The sequence below is a fragment of the Micrococcus sp. KRD026 genome (assembly GCF_017168445.1).
Classification (GTDB): Bacteria; Actinomycetota; Actinomycetes; order Actinomycetales; family Micrococcaceae; genus Micrococcus; species Micrococcus luteus.
This window is the reverse complement of record NZ_JABFBA010000031.1, coordinates 1-26,511: the sequence shown is the minus strand read 5'-3', so window position 1 is coordinate 26,511 and position 26,511 is coordinate 1. Positions and strand designations below refer to the sequence as shown.

Here is a 26,511-nt window from a genome sequence, read left to right as displayed (position 1 = left end):
GTCCGGGGACGGCCACGGTCAGCCGCGGCGACCCCGCGCCGCCTTCTCGCGGGCGCGCACGGCCTTCTCATCCTCCGGCTCCTCGCCGGCGGCCCGGCGGGCCGTGAACCAGGCGTGGGCCTCCTCCTGGCGCTGGGTCTCGGCGTCCGTGGCCACCGCCATGCGCAGGTGCTCGGGCTCGAGGCCGAACGACTCGACGAGCTCGAGGGCGAAGGGGCGCAGCCGCTCGGCCAGCCGGTTGACGTAGCCGCGCAGGGCCCGGGCGCGCTGGCTCGAGACGCGGCCGTGGGCCACGAACCAGCCGAGGTCGTCCTCGATGAGGCGCAGCGCGAACAGGTCGCGCAGCCACGTCAGGACGGTCTTCGTGGTCTCATCCGTGATGCCCTCCAGGGCGCGGGTGAAGGCCTCCCACTGCAGCAGCTCGCCGTGGTTGCGGGCGGCCTCGATGAGCTCGTGCTGGCGCGTGTTGAACGCCTCCGCCTGCGCCGCCTGGCCCTTGCCCCGGGCCCCCGAGAGGGTGCCGGCGATGTCGGCGGTCTTGGCACGGACGCGCTCGGTGAGCAGCTCATGCTGGACGGCGGGGTCCTTGAACCAGTTCGCCGAGCGGCGCTCGGACCCGCCGTCGGCCACGGACTGGACGGCCTTGTGCAGGCCCGCACGGTGGAGGGCGTCCGAGGCCTGATGGACCACGTAGCGGGAGACGGCGCCCACATTGAGACGTCCGAACTCCTTCGAGTAGTCGGTCAGCAGACGCTTGCCCACGAACTGCAGGAGCACCGTGTTGTCGCCCTCGAACGTGACGTACACGTCCAGGTCGGCGCGCATCTGGGCCACCCGGTTCTCGGCGAGGAACCCGGCGCCGCCGCACGCCTCGCGGGCCTCCTGCAGGGTGTCCAGGGCGTGCCACGTGGTCAGCGGCTTCACGGCCGCGGCGAGCGTCTCGAGCTCCTGCCGGTCCACGTCCGTGTCGGAGCGGCCCGAGAAGACGTCGTCGAACTTCTCGACGAGCTCGTTGGAGGCGAAGGCGTCCGCGTAGGCGCGGGCCAGGCGGTCGATGAGGCGGCGCTGGTGGTTCTGGTAGTCCAGCAGCACCTCCTCCCGCTGCGGGTCGGAGGCCTTGAACTGGCGGCGCTGCTCCGCGTAGGCCAGCGCACCGTGCAGGCCGAGGAAGGAGGCCGTGGTGGCGGCGAGGGACAGGGAGACGCGGCCCTGGACGAGCGTGCCGAGCATCGTGAAGAAGCGACGCCCGGGGGAGGCGATGGGCGAGGAGTAGGTGCCGTCCTCGGCCACGTCGCCGTAGCGGTTGAGGAGGTTGGTGCGCGGGATGCGGACCTGAGTGAAGTGCAGACGGCCGTTGTCGATGCCGTTCAGTCCGCCCTTGAGGCCGTCGTCCTCGCCGCCCACGCCGGGCAGGAAGGCGCCCTCCTCGTCCCGGATGGGGACGTAGAAGCAGTGCACGCCGTGGTTGACGCCCCGGGTGATCAGCTGCGCGAAGACCGTGGCCGCCCTGCCGTGCAGCGCGGCGTTGCCGAGGTAGTCCTTCCAGGCGCCCTTGAACGGGGTGTGGATGACGAACTCCTGGGTCGCCTCGTCGTACGTGGCGGTCGTCGCGATCGAGGCGACGTCCGAGCCGTGCCCGATCTCGGTCATGGCGAAGGCGCCCGGGACGCTCAGGTCCATCGCGCCCGGCAGCCACCGGCGGTGGTGCTCCGCGGTGCCCAGGTGCAGGATCGCCGAGCTGAACAGGCCCCACTGCACACCGGCCTTGATCTGCAGGGAGGGGTCGGCGAGCACGAGGTCACCGAAGGCGGCGAGGTTGCCGCCGTGGTTGTCCTCGCCGCCGAACTCGCGCGGGAAGGCGCGGTGGACCGCGTTGCGCTCCACGAGGACGCCCAGCTGCCGCAGGACGCGGGCGCGGTGCTCGTCCATGCCGAGCAGCGGGTCGCGCCACAGGGCGGGATCCTTGACCAGTTCGCGGGATTCGCGGCGCTCCGCGGCCCAGCGGCCGAGGAGGGCCTCCTCGAGGGCCGCGGCGTCGAGGGAGCCGGGCGTCGGCCGCTCGGGCGCGATCTCGGCGACGTCGGAGGGAACCTCGGTGCTGGGCGTCGAGGACTGGGGGGCGAGCTTCTCGTGGACGGTCATGACGATGCTCCTGTTCGTGAGTGGGGGCGGGCGCGGACGGCGTCCGCCGCCGCGGGTTCGAGGGCGGCGCCGGGCGCGGCGCCGATGAGGCCGGTGAGCAGCCAGTCGGCGATGGCGCGGGCCATCGCCTCGACCGGGATGCGACCGGCGGCCGGGGTCCGCAGCCAGGTCTCGGCGGCGGCCCGGACGAGGCCGACGGCGGCGCGCGGCCACAGGGCGAGCGGGTCCGCCGGCGCCGGGGCGTGGCCCCGCGCGGCCATCCCGCGCGCCAGGCCCGACTCGAGCATGGCGTAGACGCGCTCGAGGAACGGGCCCAGCACAGGGGCCTCGGCCGCGGCGGGGGACGGGGCGACGGCGAACGCGTACACCTCGGGCGACGTCGCCGCGACCGTGAGGTACACCTCGACCATGCGACGCAGCGCCTCGGGTTCGGAGACCGGTTCGTCCGCGACCTCGAGCAGGCGGCGCTCCATGTGGGCGGTGACCCGCTCGGACACCGCCAGGCGCAGGCCCTCGCGGTCGCCGAAATAGCGGTAGTAGACGGTCTTGGAGGTGCCCGCGTGGGACGCGATCTCCTCCATCGAGGCGTGTGCGCCCAGGGCGTGCACGGCCGACCGGGCGGCCCGGACCAGTTCCAGACGGCGCTCGGCGCGGTGCCGGTCCCAGCGGACGCTGCGACCGTCCCGGGCGGTGGACGTGACGGGATTCACGAAACCGAGCGTATCAGGTACTGTGGATCACAGTCACCCACCCCGCCGACGTCCGTATCGTCCGTATCGTCCGGGGTGACAACGCCCCCGCCGCGTCGGCGGTGGGCCCGCCGTCGAGAGGACCGTCATGACCCACCACGAGACCCCCGCGTCCGAGACCGCCTCCCGCCCCGCCGTCGCCGGTGGAGCGCTGCGCCCCGCCGTCATCCTGGGCGGCAACCGCATCCCCTTCGCCCGTGCCAACACCGCCTATGCCGAGGTCGGGAACCAGGAGATGCTCACGGCCACGCTCGACGGCCTCGTCGCGCGGTTCGGGCTCCAGGGCGAGCGCCTCGGTCAGGTCACCGCCGGCGCCGTCCTCAAGCACCCGCGCAACTTCAACCTCACCCGCGAGGCCGTCCTGGGCTCCGCGCTCTCCGCCGCGACCCCGGCCGCCGACGTCCAGGTGGCCTGCGCCACCGGCATGGAGGCCCTGGGCACCCTGGCCAACAAGATCCGGCTCGGTCAGCTCGACTCCGCCATCGGCGGCGGCGTGGACTCGATCTCGGACGCACCCGTCTCGCTCTCCGACGGTGCGCGCCGCGTGCTGCTGCAGCTGAACACCGCCAAGACCATGAAGGACCGCCTGCGCGCCCTCGCCCAGCTGCGCCCCGGGCAGCTCGTGCCCGAGCCGGCCGGTGCGGGCGAGCCGCGCACCGGCATGTCCATGGGCGAGCACCAGGCCCTGACCACCCACAAGTGGGGCATCACCCGTCAGACCCAGGACGAGCTCGCCGCGGCCTCCCACCGGAACCTCGGCGCCGCGTACGCCGCCGGGTACATGGACGATCTGGTGACCCCGTTCCACGGCCTGGCCCGCGACAACAACCTCCGCCCCGACTCCACGCCGGAGAAGCTGGCCGGCCTGAAGCCCGCGTTCGGTCGCCAGCTGGGGGACGAGGCGACCATGACGGCCGCCAACTCCACCCCGCTCACCGACGGCGCCTCCGCGGTGCTGCTCTCCTCCGAGGAGTGGGCCGCCGAGCGCGGGCTTCCCGTGCTCGCCGAGTTCGTGGACATGGAGAACGCCGCCGTGGACTTCGTCGACGGGCACGAGGGCCTGCTCATGGCCCCGGCCTACGCCGTCCCGCGCCTGCTGGCCCGGCACGGGCTCACCCTCGACGACCTCGACTTCGTGGAGATCCACGAGGCGTTCGCCGGCACCGTCCTGTCCACCCTCGCCGCCTGGGAGGACGAGGAGTACTGCCGCGAGCGCCTCGGGCTGCCGGGTGCGCTGGGCTCGGTGGACCGCGCCCGGCTCAACGTGCACGGCTCCTCGTTGGCGGCGGGTCACCCCTTCGCCGCGACCGGCGGCCGCATCGTCGCCCTGCTGGCCAAGATGCTGCACGAGAAGGGGGAGGGCTCCCTCGGCCTCATCTCCGTCTGTGCCGCCGGCGGCCAGGGCATCGTCGCCCTGCTCCGCGGCCGCTGAGCCCCGACCGACCCGACCCGAGAGGACCGACCATGACCGACCGTTACGGCACCTTCGTCGCCTCGCCCCTGGGCCGCCGCCTCACCGGCGCCCTGGGCCTGCCTCAGCCCGTCGAGCTGCGCCGGCACACCCCCGGCGACCCCGTGCTGCCCGGCTCCGTTCTCGTCCTGGGCGCGACCCCCGCAGCCGCGGACGCCCGCACCCTCTTGGCCTCGTGGGGCCTCGAGGTCGCCGACGCCCCCCGGGAGGGCGCCCGCCACGCGGCGATCGTCGCGTGCTTCGACGGGGTCGCCACGCCCGCGGACCTCGGCGCGGTGGCGCTGGAGATCGGCGGCGCGCTGCGCTCGCTGGGCTCCTCCTCGCGCGTGGTGACCGTGTTCGAGGACCCCGAGGCCGCCACGGACCCGACCCTGCGCGCCGCCCGCCAGGGCGTGACGGGCCTGACCCGCTCCATCGCGCACGAGATGCGTCGCGGCGGCACGGCCAACGGCCTGGTCCTGGGCGAGGGTGTGCCGCTCACCGCCCCCGGTGCGGCCGGCGCGCTGGCGTTCCTGCTCTCCGGCCGTGCGGCGTACGTCTCCGGCCAGTTCGTGCCCGTCGCCACCGCCGACGGCGCGGTCCCCGCCGACGCGGCGCGCCCGCTGGCCGGCAAGGTGGCCGTGGTCACGGGTGCCGCCCGCGGCATCGGCGCCGCTATCGTTCGGACGCTCGCCCGCGACGGGGCCGTCGTCGTCGGTGTGGACGTCCCGGCGGCGGGCGAGGCGCTGGCCGAGGTTGTGAACGAGGTGGGCGGCACCGCGCTGGCCCTGGACATCACGGCGCCGGACGCCGGCGCGCGCATCCTCGAGCACTGCCGCACCCGGCACGGCCGGATGGACGCGGTGGTGCACAACGCCGGGATCACCCGGGACCGGATGCTGGCCAACATGGACGCCGCACGCTGGGACTCCGTCCTCGCCGTGAACACCACGGCCCAGCTGGCCATGAACGAGGCGTTCCTCGCCGAGGACGCCCGGGACGTGGCGGGTCAGGGGCTGCGCATCGTGGGCCTGGCCTCCATCTCCGGCATCGCGGGCAACCGCGGCCAGACGAACTACGCGGCCTCGAAGGCCGGGGTCATCGGCCTGACCGCGGCGTCCGCCCCGGTCCTCGCGGCCCGCGGGGGCACGATCAACGCGGTGGCCCCGGGCTTCATCGAGACCGAGATGACCGCGAAGATCCCGCTCGCCACGCGCGAGGTGGGCCGGCGGCTCAACGCGCTGCAGCAGGGCGGCCTGCCGCAGGACGTGGCCGAGACGGTGGCCTGGCTCGCCTCGGACGCCGCCGGCGGCACCAACGGGGCCACGCTGCGGGTCTGCGGCCAGTCGAAGCTGGGGGCGTGAGGATGCAGACCACGCAGCTGTCCGCCCCGCCCTCCCTCGGCCGGCTCTACGTCCGGGCCGCCGGGCGGGCCGCCACGGACGCCGTCGTCCGTCGGCGCCGTCCCCGCGAGCTCCCGGACCGTCAGGTGGTCGTGACCGGCCACCGCATCCCGGCCGAGGCCGTGACCGCGTGGCGCGGGGCCGTCGGGTCCGCCAATCCGGCGGACCTGCCCTCGGTCCTGGTGCACACCCAGGTGTTCGGCGCGGCCATGGAGCTGATGGCCGACCCCGAGTTCCCGCTGCCCCTGCCCGGGCTGGTGCACCTGAGCAACACCGTCCTGCACCACCGGCCCGTCGCGGCGGAGACCGCCCTGCGCGTCACCGCACGTGCGGTGGGTCTCGTCCCGCACCACGCGGGCACCGCCGTGGACGTCGTCGTGACCGTCGAGGGGCCCGGCGACGACGGCGAGGAGGCACTGCTGTGGGAGGGCGTCTCCCGGTACCTCGCCAAGGGCGTCCACCTCTCCGGCCTGCGTCCCGAGCGGCCCGCCCGCCCGGACTTCGTGCCCCCGACGCCGACCGCCCAGTGGCGCTTCGGGACGGGGGCCGGACGCCGGTACGCGGGCGTCTCCGGGGACTGGAACCCGATCCACCTGACGGGCGTCTCGGCTCGACTGTTCGGCATGAAGGGCGCGATCGCCCACGGGATGTTCCTGGCCGCCCGGATGCTCGAGGGCCGTGAGCCGGCCGGCGCCGGGTTCCGCTGGCACATCGACTTCGAGGCGCCCGTCGTGCTGCCGACCACCGTGGCCGTCCGCTACGAGCCCGGGCCCGACGGCGGCACGCGCGTGTGGGGCTGGGATGCGCGGCGCCGGCGCCCGCACTTCTCCGGGGAGATCACTCCGCTCGAGCCCTGACGGCCGGGCCGACGCGTCGGCCCGCCGGGACCACCCGTCCCGGCGGGCCGGTGAGCGCGGCGGCTCAGGCGTCCAGCCCGGGCGACCGCCGCGGCACGGCGGTGACGGCCTCGAGCAGCCCGTCCGCGTAGGCCTCCCACGAGTGACCGGCGGCGTGGCGCACGGCGCCGGTCCCCAGTGCCGCCCAGGCGTCACGATCCGCCAGGATCTCGGCCAGGGCATCGGCCCACGCCTCGGGGGTGCCCGCCGTCACGTGGCGGCCGGACACGCCGTCGAGGACCGCGTAGACCAGTCCGCCGACCCGGTGCGCCAGCACGGGCGTGCCGCAGGCCTGTGCCTCGAGGGCGACCAGGCCGTAGGTCTCGGACGCGCTCGGCATCGCCACGACGTCCGCCGCCCGGAACTGGGCGGCCAGGGCGGGCGCGGGCACCGGCCCGGAGAACGTCACCAGGTCGGCGACCCCCTCCCGCGCGGCCAGGCCCGCCAGGTCCAGCTCGTCGTCCCCCGAAGCGGCCCCGTTCACGTGCAGGCGCACCCCCGGGTCGGCGCCCGCGCCACCGGCCCGCTCGCGCAGCACCCCGAGGGCGGCCACGAGCAGGTGCGGGCCCTTGTGCCGCTGCACGCGGCCGGCGAACAGGACGCGCAGGGCCCCGTCGTCCTCCGGGGCGCCCGGCCACTGCGCGGCGCCCTCCGGCGTGAACGTCTCGAGGTCGGCCCCGGGGGGCAGCACCCGGGTGCGGGCGCGGGGCACGTCCAGCAGCTCGCGCAGGTCGGCGACCTCGGCGGCGGAGTTGACCACGAGCAGGTCGGCCCGCTCGGCGACCTCGCGCTCGGCCTCGATCCGCGCGGCCGGCTCGCGCAGCTCGGGGTCCTCGAGCATCTTCGCCGCCGCCGTGGTGTGCATGGTCTGCAGGTACGGGGCGTGCGCCGCCCGCGCCAGCGCCGCGGCGGTGGACCCGGAGAGCCAGTAGTGGCCGTGCACGAACGCGACGGGCGGGGCATCCGCGCCACCGAGGACGGGACCGCCCGGCACGGCGTCCGAGGCGAGCCAGTCCAGGGCCGCGCGGGTGAACTCGGCGCCGAGTCCCGCCAGCTCCTCCTTGGGCACGGGAGCGGACGGCCCGGCGGCGAGGTCCACGACCGTGACCGGCGGGGCCTGCCCGCCGGCGTCCAGCATCCGGACCCGTGCGCCATCCGCTCCCACCGGCTCCTCCGCCCGGGTCAGCAGGATCATCCGCACGCCCCGGCGGGCCAGGGCCACGGCGGCCTGCCGCACGTAGACGTTCATGCCGCCGGCGTCGCCGCGGCCGGGCTGGGCCAGGGGGGAGGTGTGCAGGCTGACCCCGATCCCCACCGGCACGGACGCCCGCAGTTCGGCGTCCACGGCGTCGAACAGCCGGGCCGCCGACGCCGAGTCCGCCAGGTCCTCGACGGAGACCATCCGTCCGGCGCCGTCGCCGAGCGGCACAGTCCAGTTCGGGTACTGGTCCTGGAGGGTGCCGGGCTGGTTCTGGATGCGCCGCTCGCCCACGGCGTCCACGAGCGCCACGCTGTGCAGGGCCGAGGGCGCCTGCGCGAGCAGGCGGTGCAGGGCCACGATCTGGCGTTCGCGCACCTCGGGGCCGGCGTCGGGGACGTCCACGTCCGCCTCGGCGAGCAGCCCGCGCCGGGCCGCGGCGGCGAGGAACGCGCGCACCTCCTCCGCCGACCGGCGGCGTTCCTGGGCGACGTCCACGGTGTAGAGGCCCAGCCGTTCGCGCAGGTCCACCTGGACGCCCTCGAGGTAACCGGCCGTGGGCGGCAGGTCGTGCGTGTTCACCGCCGCCATGGCCAGCCGCCGGTAGCGCTCCGGCGGGGTGGGCTCGCCGTCCTCCTGTTCGAACCACAGGATCGACGTGCCGAGCACGCCGGCCTCGGCCAGGCGGCGCTGCACCCACGGCTCGAACGTGCCGAGGTCCTCGCCCACCACGACGACGCCGGCCCGCTCGGCCTCGAGCGTGAGCACGGCGAGCATCGCCTCGTGGTCGTATTCGACGTACGCGCCCTGGGTGGCACCGGCGCCCTCCGGGATCCACCACAGGCGGAACAGCCCCAGGACGTGGTCCATCCGGATGCCGCCCGCGCCGCGCAGCACGGTGCGCAGCATGTCCCGGAACGCGGCGTAGCCGGTCTCGGCCAGGCGGCGCGGATGCCAGGGGTGCTGCGACCAGTCCTGGCCCAGCTGGTTGAACAGCTCGGGCGGCGCGCCGACGGACATGGTCGGCACCAGCACGTCCCCGAGCATCCACGCGTCCGCGGTCTCGCGGGTCGCCCCGACTGCCAGGTCCACCATGACGCCCATGCGCATGCCGGCCGCCCGGGCCCGCTCCTGCACGCCGGCGAGCTGCTCGGCGGCGATCCACTGCACCCAGCGGTGCAGGTCGACGTCGGTCGCGCGTTCGACGCGGACCCGCTCCGCCTCGACCCCGCCCGGCGCCCAGGCCGGGTCGGCGAGATCGGGTCCGGTGCCGTCGCCGTCCAGCCGCAGGACGGACCAGAGGGCGAAGTCGTCCAGGCCCGGGCCGGCCTCGGCGCGGAACCGTGCGTAGGCGGCCTCGCGCTCGGGGGAGCGGGGCACCTCGTGCACGCGGCGCAGCGCGGGCCACAGGACGGCGGCGACGGCGGCCCGATCGATCCGGCCGGTGCGCTCCAGCTCCGCCTGGACGCGGGCGCCGGCCGACCGCAGCTCCGCCTGCTCCGCGGCGGGCAGGTCGGCGAACTCGGGGATCGAGGGCACGTGCACGACCAGCGCCGAGAGGAACCGACGGGAGACGGGGGAGTAGGGGGAGTCCGCCGGATGGGGGCCGGGCTCGATCGCGTGCAGGGGGTGCAGCAGCAGGAAGTCGGCACCGTGCCGGGCGACGATCTCGGCCAGGGACGCCATGTCCGCCGCGTCGCCGATGCCCCACGAGTCCGCGGAGGTCACCGAGTAGCCCTGCGCGGCCGCGCCCCAGCCGCGGCGCTCGAGGAAGGGACGCGCCGTGCTCAGCCGGGTCGGGGCGCAGACCAGGACCGCGGAGGCGGTGGAGCCGGAGCCGCTGGTCACCTCCAGCCGGTGCCAGCCCGGGGCGAGGTCGGCGGGGATCTGAACGTGGACGCGCTCGCGTTCGACGCCGTCCACGAGGCGGACCTCGGACACCGGCTCGCTCACGCTCACCTCGAGGGTCCGCCCGTCCTCCGTGCGCACGCGGGCCACGACCGGCTCGCCCGCGGCCACGTGGCACGGCACGGACAGGCGGTGACCGGACCGGGCGGCCACGGTGGGCGGGAGCACGTCCCGCCAGGGGGCCGTCTCCGCCTCCTCCACCGCCTCGGCCAGGGCGGCGACCCCGTCCGGACGGACCGACACCCCGAGGGCGGCGAGCACCTTCACGAGGGCCTCGTCCGGCACGGTCTGGGCCGAGCCGTCCTGCCCGACGTACTCGGGCTGCACCCCGTGGGCTCGCGCGAGCCGATGCAGCAGTGCGGGGGCTTCCAGGGCCATCGGGTCCTCCATGCCGTCGTGCGGTTCCACCGACGGCGCCTGCCGTCGCACGGACACCACTCTAGAGGGGACGCCGGTCCGGGGAACACGCAGGGCCCCGGTCGTGACGACCGGGGCCCTGCTGCTCGACGAGCGGTGCGCGAGGGGGGACTTGAACCCCCACGTCCTTGCGGACACAGCGACCTCAACGCTGCGCGTCTACCAATTCCGCCACTCGCGCTCATCGGTGGAACCCTGGGAGAGGCTCCGTCGCCCACCGCGTTCCGGTCCTGTCCGGTCCGTCCCGCTCCGGGCAACTCGAGAAAGATAGCACGGGTTCGGGCTAGGCTCAAAACCATGGTCGAGAACATCGTGAACCCCGCCCGCTCGCGCCCCGAGGACCGCGTCGTGGAGATCTGCCGCGACCTCATCCGGATCGACACGACCAACCGCGGGGGCAACGTCTCCGTCGGTGAGCCCGAGGCCGCGGAGTACTGCGCCCGGCTCATGGCCGAGGCGGGGATGACCCCCCGCTTCTTCGAGTCGGCGCCGGGCCGGGTCTCCGTCGTCGGGCATCTGCCGGGCTGGGATCCGGAGGCGCCGGGGCTCGTCATCCACGGGCACACGGACGTGGTCCCCGCCGAGGCGGACGAGTGGAGCGTGGACCCGTTCGGCGCCGAGCTCAAGGACGGCATGATCTGGGGGCGCGGCGCCGTGGACATGAAGGGCATGGACGCCATGGTGCTCGCGGTGCTGCTGCACCTGGCCCGCACGGGCCGCCGGCCGCGGCGCCCCCTGACGGTCGCGTTCTTCGCCGACGAGGAGGCCGGCGGCGTCTACGGCGCACGCTGGGTCGTGGACCACCACCCCGAGGTGTTCGACGGGTGCACCGAGGCGATCTCCGAGGTGGGCGGCTTCTCCACCGAGGTGCACGGCTCGCGCGCCTACCTCGTGCAGACCGCGGAGAAGGGGCTCGCCTGGCTCAACCTCACCGCGGAGGGCGCCCCCGGGCACGGCTCGGCCCCGCACCCGGACAACGCGGTCACCCGGCTGGCCGGCGCCATGACCCGCATCGGCGGGCACGAGTGGCCGCTCGTGTACACCAAGACCACGCGCGCGCTGCTCGAACAGGTGGCGGAGATCATGGGCGTCGACTTCGACGAGGCGGACCCGACGCCGCAGCTCGACGCGCTCGGGCAGGCCCGGTCCTGGGTGGCCGGCACCCTGCGCACCTCGTCCAACCCGACGGGGCTGACCGCCGGCTACAAGCACAACGTCATCCCGTCCTCGGCCACCGGCACCGTGGACGTCCGCCTGATCCCCGGGGAGGAGGAGTCCGCCCTCGCCACGATCGCCGAGCTCGCCGGCCCCGAGGTGACCATCGCACCCGAGCACCGGGACGTCGCCCTGGAGACCCCCTTCTCCGGGGACCTGGTGGAGCTGATGATCGCCTCGCTGCAGGCGGAGGACCCCGAGGCCCAGGTGCTGCCGTTCATGCTCGGCGGGGGCACGGACAACAAGTCCCTCTCCCGGCTGGGCATCACCGGCTACGGCTTCGCGCCCATGCGCCTGCCCGCCGACCTGGCCTTCACGTCCCTGTTCCACGCCATCGACGAGCGGGTGCCCGTGGACGCGCTCGAGTTCGGCTGCCGGGTGCTCGAGCGGATGCTGGAGCCGCGCTGATCCGGGCCGCGGGCGGCGACGACGGCCGGGGCGGCGTCGTCGCGCCCGCGCCTCAGAGGGTCTGCAGGGTCGAGGCCACGCGCATCACCCGGCGGCGCATCCAATAGCGGCGCGCCCCGTCGCGGTAGTGCACGGAGCGCTGCAGCTCCCATTGGCCGTACTCCGCGTGCTCCACGAGGCGCCGTCGGGCGTCGGCGAGGGACTCGTGGGCGGCGACCGTCATCACCAGGTACTCCCACTTCTGTCCGCGGGAGATCGCGTCGAGGGTCGAGGACATCAGCTGTTCACGCACCCGCCCATCCTGGCAGACGGACTCGGGTCCGGCGGCCGGTCCCGCACGGCCCACCCCTGGCCGCGCCACCGGCCACCGGGTTACCGTTCACCCATGAGCTCTGACGCCCGCATGGCCCTCGAGGCCCTCACCACCGCCCTGAACGAACACCTCGTGGCCGCGCAGAACAAGCGGGGCGAGGACGACCCCGCCGTCGAAGCCGCGTTCTTCGCCGTGGCCGACGCCTTCGAGGCCTACGAGGACGCCCTGTACGCGGACACCGAGGAGGTCACCCCGCTCGACCTCTTCGACGACGAGGACGACGACGACTGACCGTCCTGCTCGTGACGGACCGCACGGCCCCGGGTTCCCACCCGGGGCCGTCGCGTACAGTGACCCTCCGTGACGTGGATCGAAGCCATCATCCTGGGCCTGGTGCAGGGCCTCACGGAGTTCCTGCCCATCTCCTCCTCCGCCCACATCCGCATCGTGGGCGAGTTCCTGCCCTCCGCGACCGACCCGGGGGCGGCCTTCACGGCCATCACGCAGCTCGGCACGGAGCTGGCGGTCCTCATCTACTTCTGGCGCGACATCACCCGCATCATCGGCCGGTGGTGCGCCGCGGTCACGGGGCGGATCCCGCACTCGGACCCCGATGCGCGCATGGGCTGGCTGATCATCGTGGGCTCGATCCCGATCGCGGTCCTGGGCCTGCTGCTGGAGGACTGGATCGACACGGAGTTCCGGTCGCTGTGGATCACGGCGACCATGCTCATCGTGTTCGGCGTCCTGCTCGCCCTGGCGGACCGGCTCGGCCGTCAGACCAAGCCGCTCGAGAAGCTCACCGTGCGGGACGGCGTCCTCTACGGCCTGGCCCAGGCCCTCGCGCTGATCCCGGGCGTCTCGCGCTCCGGCGGCACCATCGCGGCCGGCCTGGCCATGGGCTACACCCGGCCCGCCGCCACCCGCTACGCGTTCCTGCTGGCGGTGCCCGCCGTGTTCGCCTCCGGCCTGTACAAGCTGTACACCTCGCTCACCGATCCCGGCACGCAGGGCCCGTACGGCATGGGGGAGACGCTGGTCGCGACCGCGATCGCCTTCGTGGTGGCCTACGCGGTCATCGCCTGGCTCATGCGCTTCATCAGCACCAACTCGTACCTGCCGTTCGTCTGGTACCGCATCCTCCTGGGCGGCGTCCTGTTCGCCCTGCTGGGCGCGGGCGTCATCAGCGCCTGAGCCCGCTCCCGCCGCCGGGCATGGCGGCCCGGCACCGCCGAACCACCCCGATCTGAGGAGTCCCGTGAAGTCCTGGAGCACCCCCGCCCCGCCCGCCGTGCCGAGCCGCCCCGACCGGCTGCGGCTGCACGACACCGCCACGGGACGGACTCGGCATCCGGGCAACGACGCGCAGCGCGCCTCGCTGTACGTCTGCGGGATCACCCCGTACGACGCGACGCATCTCGGCCACGCGAGCACCTATGTGGCCTTCGACCTGCTGCACCGCTACTGGCGCGCGGCCGGTCTCGAGGTCGCCTACGTCCAGAACGTGACCGACGTGGACGACCCCCTGCTCGAGCGGGCCGAGGCGACCGGCGTCGACTGGCGCGCGCTCGCCGAGGAGCAGACCGACCTGTTCCGTGCGGACATGGCCGCCCTCGAGGTGCTCGCCCCGGACCACTACGTCGGCGCGACCGAGGCGGTGGGCCTGGTGGTGGACGCCGTCGAGACGATGCTGGCGGCGGGCCGGGCCTACCGCGTGCCGGGCGGCGACGGCGAGCCCGACGGGGACGTCTACTTCGACGTCCGCGCGGCCCAGTCCGCGACCGACTGGCGTCTCGGCCAGGTCTCCGCGATGGGCCTGGACGAGATGGCCGCGGTGTTCCCGGAGCGGGGAGGCGATCCCGACCGCCCCGGCAAGCGCGACCCGCTGGACCCGCTGCTGTGGCGCGTGCACCGCGAGGGCGAGCCGGCCTGGGACGGGCGGTCGCTCGGCTCCGGCCGGCCCGGCTGGCACATCGAGTGCTCCGTGATCTCCCGGGCCCACCTGCCGGCGCCGTTCACGGTGCAGGGCGGCGGCTCCGACCTGCGGTTCCCGCATCACGAGTTCTCCGCCGCGCACGCCACCGCCGTCGACGGCCTGCCGCTCGCGCACACCTACGCGCACACCGGCATGGTGGCCCTGGACGGCGAGAAGATGTCCAAGTCCCTCGGCAACCTCGAACTCGTCTCCCGCCTGCGGGCGCGGGGCGTCGAGCCGGTGGCCGTCCGGGCGGCCATCCTCGCGCACCACTACCGGTCGGACTGGGAGTGGTCCGAGCAGGTGCTCGCCGACGCCCAGGCGCGGGTGGCCCGCTGGCGCGCCGCCCTGGACGGACCGCATGCCGCCGCCGGCGTCGCCGTGCTGGACGCGGTCCACGCGGCGCTCTCGGACGACCTCGACGCCCCCCGCGCGCTGGAGGCCCTCGACGCATGGGCGGCCGGCACCCTGCCCGGCCTGGCCGAGGCAGCCGCCGACCCGGTGCCGGTGGTCGACGTCGTGGCGGCGCTGCTGGGTCTGCGCCTGCGCTGACCCCGCCGGGCGCGGCCGGGCGTCAGCGTCCGCCGCGCCCGCGCAGGTAGCGCTCGAACTCCCGCGCGATCGACTCGCCCGAGGCCTCCGGCAGCTGCTGGGTGTCCTGGGCCTCCTCGAGCTGCCGGACGTAGGCGGCGACGTCGGGGTCCTCGGCGGCCAGCTCGTCCACGCCGCGCTGCCAGGCCCTCGCGTCGTCCTCCAGCCCGCGCGTGGAGACGCTCACGTGCAGCAGGTCCTCGACCGCCTCGACCAGCCCGAGCAGCGTCTTGGGGGAGGGCGCCTGGGCCACGTAGTGGGGCACCGTCCCCCACAGTGAGAGGCTCGGCAGGCCGCGGCGCGCGGCCTCGTCCGCGATGACGCCGATGATCCCGGTGGGCCCCTCGTAGACCGGACGGTCCGCGCCGACGGCCACCCGCACGTCCACGAGCGGCGAGGTCGGGCGGGCGCGCAGGGGCCGGGTGTGGGGCACGTCCGCCAGCAGCGCGCCCAGCGTCACGACGGCGTCCACGTCGTGCGCGTCGGCCGCGGTGAACAGCTCCTCGAGGAACGCACGCCACCGCACGTTCGGCTCCACGCCGACGGCGAGGAGCACGCGCACCCCGTCCGGCGGGGCGGCCTCGCCCGCGACGGGCCGGCCCTCCCGGTCCAGGAACGCCTCGTGCAGGGTGACGGCCGGCCAGTCCAGCGTGCCCAGCCCGTCGGCGTCGCGCCGGACCAGGGGCCGGGTGACCTGGTAGTCGTAGAACTCGCCGTCGCACACCCGTCCCGCGTCCGCCGCGTCCCACTGCTCCCGCAGCGCGCCCAGGGCCCCGGTCGCGGCCTCCCCGGCGTCGTTCCAGCCCTCGAAGGCCAGCAGCAGGACCGTGGGGGCCCGCCGCCCGGCCTCGAGCGCGTCCACGGTCGCCGTCAGGTGGGTCCGCAGCGGGCCCAGGGCGTCGTCCGGCTGGTCCTCGGAGGTAGCGTCGGTCATGGCGGCCAGCCTAGACACGGCCCGACGACGGGGTCACGGCCCGCGACCCGCCCGGCACGCCCCGGCGGCGGCGCTCGATAGGATGCACTCCATGTCCCGCCACCCCGCGCCCGCCCCGGACGACCGTGCCCGCCGCCTGCCGCGCGCCGTCCTGTGGGACATGGACGGCACCCTCGTGGACACCGAGCCCCTGTGGAACGCCGTCCAGCGCCGGCTGGTGGTCGAGCACGGCGGCACCTGGTCGGAGGACCTGGCCGCCTCCCTCGTGGGACGCCCCCTGGACGAGGGAGCGCGCCGCCTGCAGGAGGCCGGGCTGGACCTGCCCGTGCAGCGGATCATCGACCTGACGATGCACGAGGTCGTCCAGGGGGTCGTCAGCGGGGTGCCGTGGCGGCCGGGCGCCCGGGAGCTGCTCGTCGCGCTCGCCGAGGCCGGCGTGCCGGGCGCCCTCGTGACGATGTCCCATGCCCCACTGGCCCGCGCACTGGCCGAGCGGGCGCCGGCGGGCACGCTGGACGTCGTCGTCTCGGGGGACATGGTCTCCCGGGGCAAGCCCGACCCGGAGGCGTACCGGCTGGGCCTGCAGCTGCTGGCCGAGCGGACACCGGGGCTGACGGCCGCCGACTGTGTGGCGGTCGAGGACTCCCCGGTGGGCGTCGGCGCGGCCATGGCCGCGGGCCTGCCCACGGTCGGCGTGCCCAGCGTGCTGCCGCTGCCGGCGGGGCTTGCGACCGTCGAGTGGACGACGCTCGCCGGCCGCACGCCGGCCGACCTCGCCGCGGTCCGTCAGATCGCCGCCGCGCGCGGGCCCGGAGGGGACGGGGCCGAATGAGCGGGCCCGCCTCCGTCCGGCTGGGCACGATCGCCGGCGCGCCGGTGCGTCTATCCTGGTCCTGGCTCCTGATCGCAGCGGCCATCACCCTCGCGTTCGGCCCGCAGATCCAGCGCGCGCTGCCCTCGCTCGGCGGCGGCGCCTACGGGGTGGCCCTGGGGTACGCCGTGCTCCTGGCGCTCTCCGTCCTGGTCCACGAGGCCGCCCACGCCCTCACCGGCCGCGCCTTCGGCCAGCGCACCGAGGAGATCGCGCTCACCCTGTGGGGCGGGCACACCCAGTTCCGCAGCCCGTCCGCCCGGCCGCTGGACACGGTGCTCACCGCGATGGCAGGCCCCGCCGCGAACCTCGTGCTCGCGGGCCTCGCCCACCTGGCGGCCCGCGCCGTGGCCGGCCCGTCCGTCCCCGCCCTGCTGCTCGAGGTCACGGTGTGGGCCAACCTCCTCCTGGCCGCGTTCAACGCGCTGCCGGGCACCCCGCTCGACGGCGGCCGCATGGTCGAGTCCGCCGTCTGGGCCGCCACCGGCTCCCGGGCCCGTGGCGTCGAGGCGGCCGGCTGGGCCGGGCGCGTCGTCGCGGTGGGCGTCCTCGCGGCCGTGCTCGGCCCCCCGATCCTCGCGGGCCGCGCGCCGGACCTGTTCGTCGTCGTCCTGGCGGCCTGGGTCGCCCTCACCCTGTGGCGGGGCGCGGACGACGCCGTGCGCCACGGGCGCTGGAGCCGCCGGCTGGAGACCCTGCGGCTCGAACAGGTCGAGGCGCCCGCCGTCGCCCTGCCCGAGCACCTCAGCGTCGCCGAGGCCCTGGCCCAGGCGGACGACGGCCGCCGCGCCGTCGTGGCCGTGGACGGGGCCGGTCGGCCCCGCGGCGTGCTGGACCTCGCGGCCGCGGCGGGCCTCACCCCGGAGCGCCGCACGACCACCGCCCTGGCCGCGGTCGCCGTCGCGCTGGCCCCGGGGGCAGTCCTCGTCCGCGACGACGTCCCCGCCGCCGGTCCCGACCTGGCCGCCCGCCTGGCCGACCCCCAGACCCCCGTGTGGGTGCTGACCGACGCGCACGGCCTCGTGCGCTCCGTGGTGCCCCGCGAGACGATCCTCGCCGCCGTCGACGCGACGCGGCGTCCCTGAACCGAAGGAGCCCCCCATGACCGAACCCACCGGCGTGAGCGCGCGCCGCGGCCCCCTGCGGGCCGGCCAGCGCGTGCAGATCAAGGACGCGAAGGGCCGCCTCAACACGATCACCCTGCTGCCCGGCGGGGAGTTCCACAGCTACCAGGGCGTGCTGCGGCACGACGACCTGATCGGCGGCTTCGAGGGCGTCGTGGTCGAGAACTCGGCCGGCCAGCCGTACCAGGTGCTGCGCCCCCTGCTGAACGACTTCGTCCTGTCCATGCCCCGCGGCGCCACGGTGGTCTACCCGAAGGACGCGGCGCAGATCGTGCAGCAGGCGGACATCTTCCCGGGCGCCGTCGTGGTCGAGGCCGGCGTGGGCTCCGGCGCCCTGTCCATGTCCCTGCTGCGCGCCGTGGGCGACCACGGGCGCCTGCACTCCTACGAGCGCCGCCCGGAGTTCGCGGACGTCGCCCGGGCCAATGTGGAGGCCTTCTTCGGCGCCGAGCACCCCGCCTGGTCGGTGCACCTCGGCGACGCGCAGGAGGAGATGCCCAAGGTCCACGAGCCGGGCTCCGTGGACCGGGTGGTCCTGGACATGCTGGCCCCCTGGGAGTGCCTCGACGCCGTCGCCGAGGTCCTGGCCCCCGGCGGTGTGTGGCTGAACTACGTGGCCACCGCCACCCAGCTCTCCCGCGTGGCCGAGGCCATCCGGGACTCGGGCCGCTTCACGCAGGTCGAGGCCAACGAGACCCTCGTGCGCGGCTGGCACCTGGACGGGCTCGCCGTGCGCCCCGACCACCGCATGGTCGCGCACACCGGCTTCCTCCTCACGGCCCGCCGCCTGGCCTCGGGCGAGGAGGCGCTGCGCCTGAAGAAGCGCTCCAAGGTCTCCGAGTTCAGAGCCGAGGACGTCGAGGCCTGGCAGCCGGCCGACGAGGCCCGGTGGACGCCCGAGGCCCTCGGCGAACGGCCGATCACAGACAAGAAGGCGCGCAAGGCGGCGAAGGAGGCCCGCCTCATGGCCGCGCGGTCACGCGCCGCCGAGCAGGGCGTGGACGCGTACGGTGGGAGGACCCCGACCGGGGAGCAGGACTGAGTGGACGGAGCACCGGTGGACCACCACGCGCAATCAGGCACGGAGCACGCCGAGCAGCGCCTCGCCGAGGCACGGGAGCTGCTGCGGCAATCCCAGGCCGAGGCCGAACGGCTGCGGCACCAGCTGCAGTCCGCCCAGCGGCACGCCGCCGGCCTGAGCGAACGCCGTCGGGCCGCCGAGGCCCAGACGCAGACGGCCGCCCGCAACAACCGGCGCATGGTCGAGCTGCTCGAGGCCACGCGCGCCGAGATCACGACGCTCAAGGAGAACCTGGACGCCGTCACGCATCCGCCGTTCACCTTCGCCACCCTCGAGGCCGTCCACGCCCCGCGCGAGCCCGAGGAGGGCGTGGAGACCGGCGCCGTGGTGCGCGGGGGAGCGGACGTCGTGCAGAACGGCCGGCGGCTGCGCGTGACGGTCTCCCCGCTGCTCGACGCCGCCCGCCTCACCCCCGGCGCCCAGGTGCTGCTGGACGAGTCCAGCTCGATCGTCGGCGTCGCCCCGGGCACGGGGTCGGGTCAGCTGCTGCGCGTCAAGGAGGCGCTGCCCGACGGCGGCCTCGTCCTGGCCGGCACGGCGGACGAGGAGCGCGTGGTGCGGCGCGCGCCCGCGCTGGAGGGCGTCGACCTGCGCCACGGGGACGCCGTCACCGTGGACGCCCGCGTCGAATGGGCGCTGCGGCGGGTCGAGCTGTCCGAGGTGGACGAGGTGCTGCTGGAAGAGGTCCCGGACGTCACATTCGAGGACATCGGCGGCCTCGGCCCGCAGATCGACCGGATCCGCGAGGCCGTCGAGATCCCGTTCCTGCACCCCGAGGTCTACCGCGAGCACGGCCTGCGCGCCCCCAAGGGGATCATGCTGTACGGCCCGCCCGGCACCGGCAAGACCATGCTCGCCAAGGCCGTGGCCAACGCCCTCTCGGCCCGCAGCGCGGACGGCGAGCGCTCGTTCTTCCTCAACGTCAAGGGACCCGAGCTGCTGAACAAGTACGTGGGCGAGACCGAGCGGCAGATCCGCGTCATCTTCGACCGGGCCCGCGAGAAGGCCGACGCCGGCTTCCCCGTGGTCATCTTCTTCGACGAGATGGAGTCGCTGTTCCGCACGCGCGGCTCCGGCGTCTCCTCGGACGTGGAGACCACGATCGTCCCGCAGCTGCTCACCGAGATCGACGGCGTCGAGGCCCTCGAGAACGTGATCGTCATCGGGGCCTCCAACCGCGAGGACATGATCGACCCGGCCGTGCTCCGCCCCGGCCGGTTGGACGTGAAGATCCGGGTGGACCGTCCCGACGCCGCCGGCGCCGCGGAGATCATGGCCAAGCACCTCACCGCGGACGTGCCCCTGCACGCCGACGACGTCGCGGCGGCCGGCTCCGCGGACGCGGCCCGCGCGACGCTCATCGCCCGGACGGTCGCCGCCCTCTACGACCGCGGCGCGGACACCGCGCTGGCGGAGCTGACGGACGTGTCCGGCACGACCCACGCCCTGCACCTGGCCGACCTCGTCTCGGGCGCCGTGGTGGCCGACGTCGTGGACCGCGCCAAGCGGCACGCGGTGCGCGACTACCTGGCCGCCGGCCAGGCCCCGGCCGCGCTCGGCGTCCGCGAGGGCCACCTGCGCGAGGCCGTGGCCGCGGTGCTGGAGGACCAGACGGACCTGCTGGCCACGGTCGCGCCTGCCGAGTGGGCGCGCACCTCCGGCTGGCGCGGTCCTCGGCTGCGCTCGCTGCGCATGGTCCGGGGGGTCGAGGCATGAGCGCGTTCGGCCGCGGGGCCGCGGACGGCTTCGCCCGGGCCGCCGCCGTCGACGTCGGCCCGACCCCCGCCTTCGAGGGCCAGCGCCGGCTGTTCCACGGCGCGGCGGTGCCCCCGAACGGGAGGGACGCCGCCGGCTGGGGCGTGCACCGCGTGATGGGCACGGAGACCGAGTTCGGCATCCACGCGCCGGCCAACCCGGGGGCGCACCACAGCGTGCTCTCGGTCGAGCTCGTGAACGCGTACGCGGACCTGGTCACCCGGTCCGGCTCGGCGGTGGCCGGCACGGAGTGGGACTACACGGGGGAGTCGCCGCTCGTGGACGCCCGCGGCTGGCGGCTGCCGCGTTCGGCGGCGCACCCCTCGCAGCTGACCGACGAGGCGCTCGTGGGCCCGGACGGGGAGCCCGTGCACCTGCTCCTGTCCACCGTGCTGGCCAACGGTGCGCGCTGGTACGTGGACCACGCCCACCCGGAGTACTCGTCGCCGGAGACGACCACCCCGCGGGACGCCATGGTGTGGGACGCCGCCGGGGACCTGGTCGCGCAGGCGGCGGCCGAGCACATCGGCCAGGCCGAGGGCGCCCCGGAGGTGCTGGTCTACAAGAACAACGTGGACGGCAAGGGCCAGTCCTACGGCGCGCACGAGAACTACCTCGTGGCCCGGTCCCTCGACTTCGAGGAGCTCACCGCCGTCCTGCTGCCGTTCTTCGCGGCGCGGCAGGTGCTCGTGGGCGCGGGCCGCGTGGGGCTCGGCCCGGCGGGGGAGCGGCCGGGCTTCCAGCTGTCGCAGCGGGCCGACTACTTCGAGGAGCCCGTGGGGCTGGAGACCACGATCCACCGGCCGATCGTCAACACGCGGGACGAGCCGCACGCCCGTCCCGAGGCCTACCGCCGGCTCCACGTGATCATCGGCGACGCGACGCTGAGCCAGCACGCCACGTGGCTGCGGATGGGCATGACCGCGCTCGTCCTCGCGATGGCCGAGGCCGGGACGGCGCCCCGGCTCACCCTGGACGACCCGGTGGCCGCGTTGCAGACGATCAGCCACGACCCGGGTCTGCGGGCCACGGTGCCGCTGCTCGAACGCACCGCGGACGGCCCCGTGCGCCGGCACTGGACCGGGCTGCAGATCCTGCGGTCCTACCTGGACGCGGCCCGCGCCCACTGCGCCGCCTTCGGGGTGACGGATCCGCAGACGCGCGAGGTGCTGGAGGCCTGGGCCATCGACCTCGACGACGCCACCGCGGATCCGCTGTCCCTGAGCGACCGCGCCGACTGGGCGGCCAAGCTGCGCGTCCTCGAGGGCCTGCGGGCCCGCACGGGCGCGGACTGGACCGACCCCCGCCTCGCGATGGTGGACCTGCAGTACGCCGACCTGCGCCCGGCCCGCTCCCTGCACCGCCGCCTCGTGGCCGCCGGCGCCCTCCGGACGCTCGCCGATGAGGCGGAGATCCGTGCCGCCGTCGCCACGCCGCCGCGGGCCACCCGCGCGTGGACCCGCGGCAACCTCGTGGGCCGCCACGGTGACCGCGTGGCCGGCGCCGCGTGGGAGACGCTGCTGCTGCGCGGGGCGGGGGAGCGGGTGCACCGGCTGCACCTGGCCGAGCCGCTGGTCGGCGCCGCCGTGGACCTGCCCGGCTGGTGGGAGGACGCCGCCGCGCCCCGGCCCGACGACGAGGCGCTCGTGGCCACGCTGGCGCCGCTGTTCGGCGCACGGGCCTGAGGCGGGGGCGGGCGCTCAGCCCGTGACGGCCGCGCGCACGCGGCCCAGCAGGGCGTCCGCCCGCGCGACGAGACGGTCCGCCCGGTCGACGTCGGTGCGCACGATGCCCTCCAGGCCCTCGTCGCGGAGGGGGCCCAGGTTGGTCTCGAGGGTCACCGCGGCGGCGGTGAGGCCGCCCCGGACGCAGCCGAGCGCCGCACCGACGTCGGAGAGCACGTTCGGGTTCGCCGCGTCCAGCACACGCTCGGCCAGGTCCAGCGCACGCTCGGCGACGTCGACGATCCCGCGGGGCGGCTGGACGGCCTCGGCCAGGGCGGCCTGGATCGCGGCCGAGCGCCGGGCCCGGTCCTCCAGGGTGTCGCGGGGCAGCCCGAACGCCTCGGCCACGGCGCCGAAGCCCCGCTCGTCGCCGTCGGCGAGGCCGAGGCACGCCGCGATCAGGCCCTCCGATGCCCGGGCGTCCTCCTCGGCCGCGCTGAACCGGGCCGCCATGGCCAGCAGTCCGGCGCCCTCGGCGACCGCGAGCGCGCCCGTCGCGCCGCCGCCGGGGGTGGGCTCGCCGGAGGCGAGGCGCCCCAGATAGCTCTCGATGCTCTCGTCGCGGATCATGCCCCCACGGTGCCAGACCGGGCCCGACCGTGGCCCGCCCTCAGGCGCGCTCCCAGGAGGCGACCGGCCCCGGGACGATCGTGAACAGCGGGTGCACGTCGGGGACGGGCGTGTCCGACCACCGTTCGAGCCAGGCGGGGCTGCGCGCGGCCAGCTTGGCGCACAGGTGACGCCACTCCAGGTCGCGCTGGCCCGTGGTGGCCGGGATCGGTGCGAGACCGGCGGGCGGGATGCGCACCGCGCCGTCGGGGGCGGGGCACGGCCGGTCGATCCGGGAGTGGTCGAAGCGATAGCCGCGCGCCGTGGCCTCGGCCTCGAGGCCGGAGAGGAACGCACCGATCGCGCCGGACGGGTCCGGGTGCTCCCGGAACCTCAGCAGCTGCGGGTGGTCCCGATACCCGCGCGTGCGGCCGGCCAGGACGGCCTGCGCGAGCAGGGCCTCGCGCCAGGCGCCCGTCAGGCCCTGACGGTCGAGGTGGCGGGGGTGAAGGGTCCACAGGCGCATGCCCCCATCCTGCCAGCGCGGGGCAACCCGGGGGCGTGGGGCTGAAACGTGGCCCGCGCGTGGGGCAGGATGGGTGGACGCGGACGGAGCACACCGACCCGCGTCGACGCACGAGGAGGCCACCATGTCCCAGGAGCAGATCCGCCCACGCCCGTCCGGCGGCGACGACGAGACCGGCGCCGCGGCGGGCCAGGCGCACGTGAAGCCCGCGGCCCAGGACCAGCGCCTGGACAGCCTGCTGGACGAGATCGACTCGGTGCTGGAGTCCAACGCCGAGGAGTTCGTCAAGGGCTTCGTCCAGAAGGGCGGCCAGTGACCGACGCGGACCGCGCCCGCCGGATCTTCGGCCTGGAGACGGAGTACGGCGTCCAGCACTGGAACCCGGAGGGGCGCGCGCTCAGCCCCGAAGAGGTCGTCCGCTACCTCTTCCGGCCCGTCGTCGAGTGGGGGCGGTCCTCGAACGTGTTCGTGGCCAACGGCTCCCGGCTCTATCTCGACGTCGGCTCCCACCCCGAGTACGCGACCGCCGAGTGCTCGACGCTCGACGAGCTCATCGCCTCGGACGGGGCGGGGGACCTGCTGCTGCACGACCTCGTGGTCCAGGCCGAGGAGCGCATGGCCACGGACGGGGTCGGCGGCCGGATCCACCTCTACCGCAACAACGCCGACTCCTCGGGCAGTTCCTACGGCTCCCACGAGAACTACCTGCTGCGCCGGCGCACCGAGTACCGGCGGCTCACCGAGGCGCTCGTCCCGTTCCTCGTCTCCCGGCAGATCCTCGTGGGCGCGGGCCGCGTCGTGCCCGCCGGCACGTGGCCCGAGGGCGAGGGCCCGGCCCACTTCGCGTTCTCCCAGCGCGCCGACTTCGTGCAGGACGGCGTGTCCTCCTCCACCACGCGGTCCCGGCCGATCATCAACACGCGGGACGAGCCGCACGCGGACGCCTCCGAGTACCGGCGCCTCCACGTGATCGTGGGGGACACGAACCTCTCCGAGCACACCCACCTGCTGCGCTTCGGCGCCACCGACCTGCTGCTGCGGATGATCGAGGCGGGCTTCCCGCTCGGGGACCGCGTCGTCGCCCACCCCACCCGTGCGGTGCGGCAGATCTCCCACGACCTCACCGGCACGGCCCGCATCGCGCTCCGGGAGGGGGAGGCCTCCGCGCTCGAGCTGCAGGAGCACTACCTCGAGCGGGCCCGCACCTTCGTCGCCGCGGAGGGCGCCCACCACGACCGGGTGGGGGAGGTCCTCACCCTGTGGGGCGAGGTGCTCGACGCCGTCCGCACCGGTGACCGGTCCCGCATCGAGGACCGCATCGACTGGGCGATCAAGCTGCGCCTGCTGGAGGACTACCGGGCGCGCCACGACCTGGGCTGGGACGCGCCCCGCCTCGCCCAGCTGGACCTGGCCTTCCACGACATCGACCCCGACCGGGGGCTGTTCCGCCTGCTGCTCCGGCGCGGCGCCGTCGCCCGCCTGCTGCCCGAGGACGCCGCCCGGTCCGCCGTCGAGACCGCCCCGCCCACCACCCGGGCCCGCGTGCGCGCGGACTTCGTGGCCCGCGCCCGGGAGCGCGGCCTGGACTACGCCGTCGACTGGACGACCCTGAAGCTCACCGACCATCCGCTGCACGCGATCGTGACGAAGGACCCGTTCGACACGTCGTCGGCCGCCGTCGACCGGCTGTTCGGGCGAATCGCCTGACAGCGCACGCCCAGGACGCGCCGTTAGGGTGACCCGCATGAGTTCGTTCGAGACCCCCCAGCCCCCGACGGCCCGCCGCCGTCGCCGCCTGCTGCCGCTGCTGTCCCTCGGCGCCGCGGGCCTGATGCTGGCCACCGCCTGCGCCACCGGCGACGACGGCGCGGACCAGCCCCACAGCGACACCGCGTCGGCCTCCACGTCGGCCGCCCCCGAGCGGGCGGCCGTCGGCGAGGGCCAGGGGGAGCCGGACGCCCTGACGGGTGTCACCTTCACGGAGGGCGACGGCGGGGCGCCGACGGTCGAGATCGACGGGGAGATCGACACCGACCAGCCCACCACGCGCGTGCTGACCGCCGGCGAGGGGGAGCAGGTGCAGGAGGGCGACGTCCTGAAGATGTCGATCGCCGTCGTCGATCCGGCCAGCGGCGAGGTGGTCGCCGAGAACTTCAGCGGCGAACCGGAGGCCGTGCCCGTGGACGACCAGCTCAAGTCCATGAACCCGGAGATCCACGAGATGCTGGTGGGCAGCGGCGCCGGCACGATCGTCGCCGCGTACAGCCCCGAGTACGACGTCTCCGTCCCGCAGACCGAGAGCGCGTCGCCGAGCGCCTCCCCCTCCACCCAGACGCAGCCCGCCCAGCTGTTCGTCTACAAGATCGACGCCATCCTGCCGAAGCAGGCCGAGGGCGAGGAGGTGACCGAGCGGGACGAGCGCCTGCCCGACGTCACCGTGGACGAGCAGAGCGGTCGGCCGAGCATCGCGAAGCCCGACGGCGAGGCGCCCCAGGAGCTGGTGGTCCAGCCCCTGATCGAGGGCGAGGGCCACGAGGTCGGGGCGGACGACACCGTGACCGTGCAGTACGAGGGCGTGACGTGGTCCGACGGCGAGGTCTTCGACTCGTCCTGGGAGACGGGCCAGGCGATCACGTTCTCCCTCAACCGGGTCATCGAGGGCTGGAAGGAGGGTCTGGCCGGCCAGAAGGTGGGCTCGCGCGTCCTCCTGTCGATCCCGGCCGAGAAGGCCTACGGTGAGCAGGGCAGCCCGCCGGACATCGGCGAGAACGAGCCCCTGCTGTTCGTGGTGGACATCCTGGACGCCCAGGCGTCCGCCACCCCGTCGGCCAACTGACCCCGTCCACGAGAACCCCAGAGGAGAGCACCGTGTCCTTCGGACAGCGCGACTACGACCGCACCAAGCCCGAGATCGACTTCCCGGGCGAGACCCCGCCCACCGAGCTCGTGGTGGAGGACCTGATCGAGGGCTCCGGCCCGGCCGTCGAGGCCGGCTCCCGCGTGCAGGTCCACTACGTGGGCGTGGCCTGGTCCACCGGCGAGGAGTTCGACGCCTCGTGGAACCGCGGCACCCCGCTGCCCCTGACCGTCGGCGTCGGCCAGGTCATCGCCGGCTGGGACCAGGGCCTGCTCGGCATGAAGGTCGGCGGCCGCCGCCGCCTCGAGATCCCGCCGCACCTGGGCTACGGCGCCCGCGGCGCCGGCTCCGCGATCGGGCCGAACGAGACGCTCATCTTCGTCTGCGACCTCGTCTCGGTCGACTGACCCCGGGCCCCGTGACCC

23 protein-coding genes and 1 tRNA gene are annotated in these 26,511 nt (G+C 75.2%); 16 read left to right on the top strand and 8 right to left on the bottom strand.

What is annotated here, in order from left to right; all coding sequences use genetic code 11:
- Positions 1-18: 18 nt before the first annotated feature.
- Both J1M40_RS11215 and J1M40_RS11210 read right to left on the bottom strand, forming a co-directional pair.
- Entirely contained in the window at positions 19-2,142 is a 2,124-nt protein-coding gene (locus tag J1M40_RS11215; RefSeq protein ID WP_069941301.1) for an acyl-CoA dehydrogenase, read from the bottom strand.
- Positions 2,139-2,852, bottom strand: coding sequence for a TetR/AcrR family transcriptional regulator (locus tag J1M40_RS11210; RefSeq protein ID WP_036315211.1), 714 nt, complete (start codon positions 2,850-2,852; stop codon positions 2,139-2,141). Before J1M40_RS11210 ends, J1M40_RS11215 begins: the two co-directional genes overlap by 4 nt.
- A gap of 127 nt (positions 2,853-2,979) precedes the next feature.
- Between J1M40_RS11210 and J1M40_RS11205 the strand changes: the two genes are divergently transcribed.
- The 3 genes from J1M40_RS11205 to J1M40_RS11195 are packed head-to-tail and all read left to right on the top strand — an operon-like array spanning position 2,980 to position 6,601.
- On the top strand, positions 2,980-4,323 hold the full coding sequence (locus J1M40_RS11205) for an acetyl-CoA C-acetyltransferase (RefSeq protein WP_069941302.1): 1,344 nt from the start codon (positions 2,980-2,982) through the stop codon (positions 4,321-4,323).
- 32 nt (positions 4,324-4,355) lie between these two features.
- On the top strand, positions 4,356-5,705 hold the full coding sequence (locus J1M40_RS11200) for a 3-oxoacyl-ACP reductase (RefSeq protein WP_060974152.1): 1,350 nt from the start codon (positions 4,356-4,358) through the stop codon (positions 5,703-5,705).
- A gap of 2 nt (positions 5,706-5,707) precedes the next feature.
- Complete coding sequence (locus J1M40_RS11195; RefSeq protein WP_036315203.1) at positions 5,708-6,601, top strand: MaoC/PaaZ C-terminal domain-containing protein; 894 nt, start codon at positions 5,708-5,710, stop codon at positions 6,599-6,601.
- Positions 6,602-6,665: 64 nt separating this feature from the next.
- Here J1M40_RS11195 and malQ read toward each other — a convergent pair whose 3' ends face one another.
- Positions 6,666-10,154 (bottom strand): 4-alpha-glucanotransferase, encoded by a 3,489-nt coding sequence (gene malQ / locus J1M40_RS11190; protein ID WP_223247539.1) that lies wholly within the window; start codon positions 10,152-10,154, stop codon positions 6,666-6,668.
- Between the two features lie 106 nt (positions 10,155-10,260).
- A tRNA-Leu gene (locus J1M40_RS11185) sits at positions 10,261-10,344 on the bottom strand.
- A gap of 116 nt (positions 10,345-10,460) precedes the next feature.
- On the opposite strand from J1M40_RS11185, the gene J1M40_RS11180 reads away from it, so the two are divergent.
- A complete protein-coding gene (locus J1M40_RS11180) occupies positions 10,461-11,786 on the top strand; it encodes a M20/M25/M40 family metallo-hydrolase (RefSeq protein WP_036336862.1) in 1,326 nt (441 codons plus the stop codon).
- A gap of 52 nt (positions 11,787-11,838) precedes the next feature.
- Here the strand turns inward: J1M40_RS11180 and J1M40_RS11175 are convergent, their stop codons facing one another.
- The gene (locus J1M40_RS11175; protein ID WP_036315193.1) at positions 11,839-12,078 is read right to left on the bottom strand and encodes a DUF5703 family protein; all 240 of its coding nucleotides are present in this window, start codon (positions 12,076-12,078) and stop codon (positions 11,839-11,841) included.
- A gap of 93 nt (positions 12,079-12,171) precedes the next feature.
- On the opposite strand from J1M40_RS11175, the gene J1M40_RS11170 reads away from it, so the two are divergent.
- From J1M40_RS11170 to mshC, 3 genes are all read left to right on the top strand, one after another.
- The gene (locus J1M40_RS11170; protein WP_036315190.1) at positions 12,172-12,390 is read left to right on the top strand and encodes a hypothetical protein; all 219 of its coding nucleotides are present in this window, start codon (positions 12,172-12,174) and stop codon (positions 12,388-12,390) included.
- A 69-nt stretch (positions 12,391-12,459) separates the two neighbouring features.
- Positions 12,460-13,293, top strand: coding sequence for an undecaprenyl-diphosphate phosphatase (locus tag J1M40_RS11165; RefSeq protein WP_036315183.1), 834 nt, complete (start codon positions 12,460-12,462; stop codon positions 13,291-13,293).
- Positions 13,294-13,357: 64 nt separating this feature from the next.
- The gene (mshC, locus tag J1M40_RS11160) at positions 13,358-14,626 is read left to right on the top strand and encodes a cysteine--1-D-myo-inosityl 2-amino-2-deoxy-alpha-D-glucopyranoside ligase (protein ID WP_036384808.1); all 1,269 of its coding nucleotides are present in this window, start codon (positions 13,358-13,360) and stop codon (positions 14,624-14,626) included.
- 22 nt (positions 14,627-14,648) lie between these two features.
- Here the strand turns inward: mshC and J1M40_RS11155 are convergent, their stop codons facing one another.
- Entirely contained in the window at positions 14,649-15,599 is a 951-nt protein-coding gene (locus tag J1M40_RS11155; protein WP_078025541.1) for a proteasome assembly chaperone family protein, read from the bottom strand.
- A 91-nt stretch (positions 15,600-15,690) separates the two neighbouring features.
- Between J1M40_RS11155 and J1M40_RS11150 the strand changes: the two genes are divergently transcribed.
- The 5 genes from J1M40_RS11150 to dop are packed head-to-tail and all read left to right on the top strand — an operon-like array spanning position 15,691 to position 22,115.
- Positions 15,691-16,431 (top strand): HAD family phosphatase, encoded by a 741-nt coding sequence (locus J1M40_RS11150; protein WP_052001033.1) that lies wholly within the window; start codon positions 15,691-15,693, stop codon positions 16,429-16,431.
- Positions 16,428-17,555, top strand: coding sequence for a site-2 protease family protein (locus J1M40_RS11145; RefSeq protein ID WP_036336867.1), 1,128 nt, complete (start codon positions 16,428-16,430; stop codon positions 17,553-17,555). The genes J1M40_RS11150 and J1M40_RS11145 overlap by 4 nt, the downstream gene beginning before the upstream one ends.
- Before the next feature lie 16 nt (positions 17,556-17,571).
- Positions 17,572-18,636: a tRNA (adenine-N1)-methyltransferase gene (locus J1M40_RS11140; RefSeq protein ID WP_020627227.1), complete on the top strand. Its 1,065-nt coding sequence runs from the start codon at positions 17,572-17,574 to the stop codon at positions 18,634-18,636.
- Positions 18,637-20,391 carry a proteasome ATPase gene (gene arc / locus J1M40_RS11135; RefSeq protein WP_036336869.1) on the top strand — a complete coding sequence of 585 codons (1,755 nt, stop codon included), beginning with the start codon at positions 18,637-18,639 and terminating at the stop codon, positions 20,389-20,391.
- Positions 20,388-22,115, top strand: a complete 1,728-nt coding sequence (gene dop / locus J1M40_RS11130) for a depupylase/deamidase Dop (RefSeq protein WP_036336871.1) — start codon at positions 20,388-20,390, stop codon at positions 22,113-22,115. Before arc ends, dop begins: the two co-directional genes overlap by 4 nt.
- A gap of 15 nt (positions 22,116-22,130) precedes the next feature.
- Here the strand turns inward: dop and J1M40_RS11125 are convergent, their stop codons facing one another.
- Both J1M40_RS11125 and J1M40_RS11120 read right to left on the bottom strand, forming a co-directional pair.
- The gene (locus J1M40_RS11125; RefSeq protein WP_036336873.1) at positions 22,131-22,724 is read right to left on the bottom strand and encodes a cyclodeaminase/cyclohydrolase family protein; all 594 of its coding nucleotides are present in this window, start codon (positions 22,722-22,724) and stop codon (positions 22,131-22,133) included.
- A 40-nt stretch (positions 22,725-22,764) separates the two neighbouring features.
- Positions 22,765-23,229 (bottom strand): pyrimidine dimer DNA glycosylase/endonuclease V, encoded by a 465-nt coding sequence (locus tag J1M40_RS11120; protein WP_036336875.1) that lies wholly within the window; start codon positions 23,227-23,229, stop codon positions 22,765-22,767.
- Between the two features lie 124 nt (positions 23,230-23,353).
- On the opposite strand from J1M40_RS11120, the gene J1M40_RS11115 reads away from it, so the two are divergent.
- The 4 genes from J1M40_RS11115 to J1M40_RS11100 are packed head-to-tail and all read left to right on the top strand — an operon-like array spanning position 23,354 to position 26,493.
- Complete coding sequence (locus tag J1M40_RS11115) at positions 23,354-23,545, top strand: ubiquitin-like protein Pup (RefSeq protein WP_036336876.1); 192 nt, start codon at positions 23,354-23,356, stop codon at positions 23,543-23,545.
- Positions 23,542-24,936, top strand: a complete 1,395-nt coding sequence (gene pafA / locus J1M40_RS11110; protein ID WP_036336878.1) for a Pup--protein ligase — start codon at positions 23,542-23,544, stop codon at positions 24,934-24,936. The genes J1M40_RS11115 and pafA overlap by 4 nt, the downstream gene beginning before the upstream one ends.
- A gap of 37 nt (positions 24,937-24,973) precedes the next feature.
- Entirely contained in the window at positions 24,974-26,065 is a 1,092-nt protein-coding gene (locus tag J1M40_RS11105; RefSeq protein ID WP_036336886.1) for an FKBP-type peptidyl-prolyl cis-trans isomerase, read from the top strand.
- A gap of 32 nt (positions 26,066-26,097) precedes the next feature.
- A complete protein-coding gene (locus J1M40_RS11100; RefSeq protein ID WP_010078659.1) occupies positions 26,098-26,493 on the top strand; it encodes an FKBP-type peptidyl-prolyl cis-trans isomerase in 396 nt (131 codons plus the stop codon).
- The last annotated feature ends 18 nt before the right edge of the window (positions 26,494-26,511 follow it).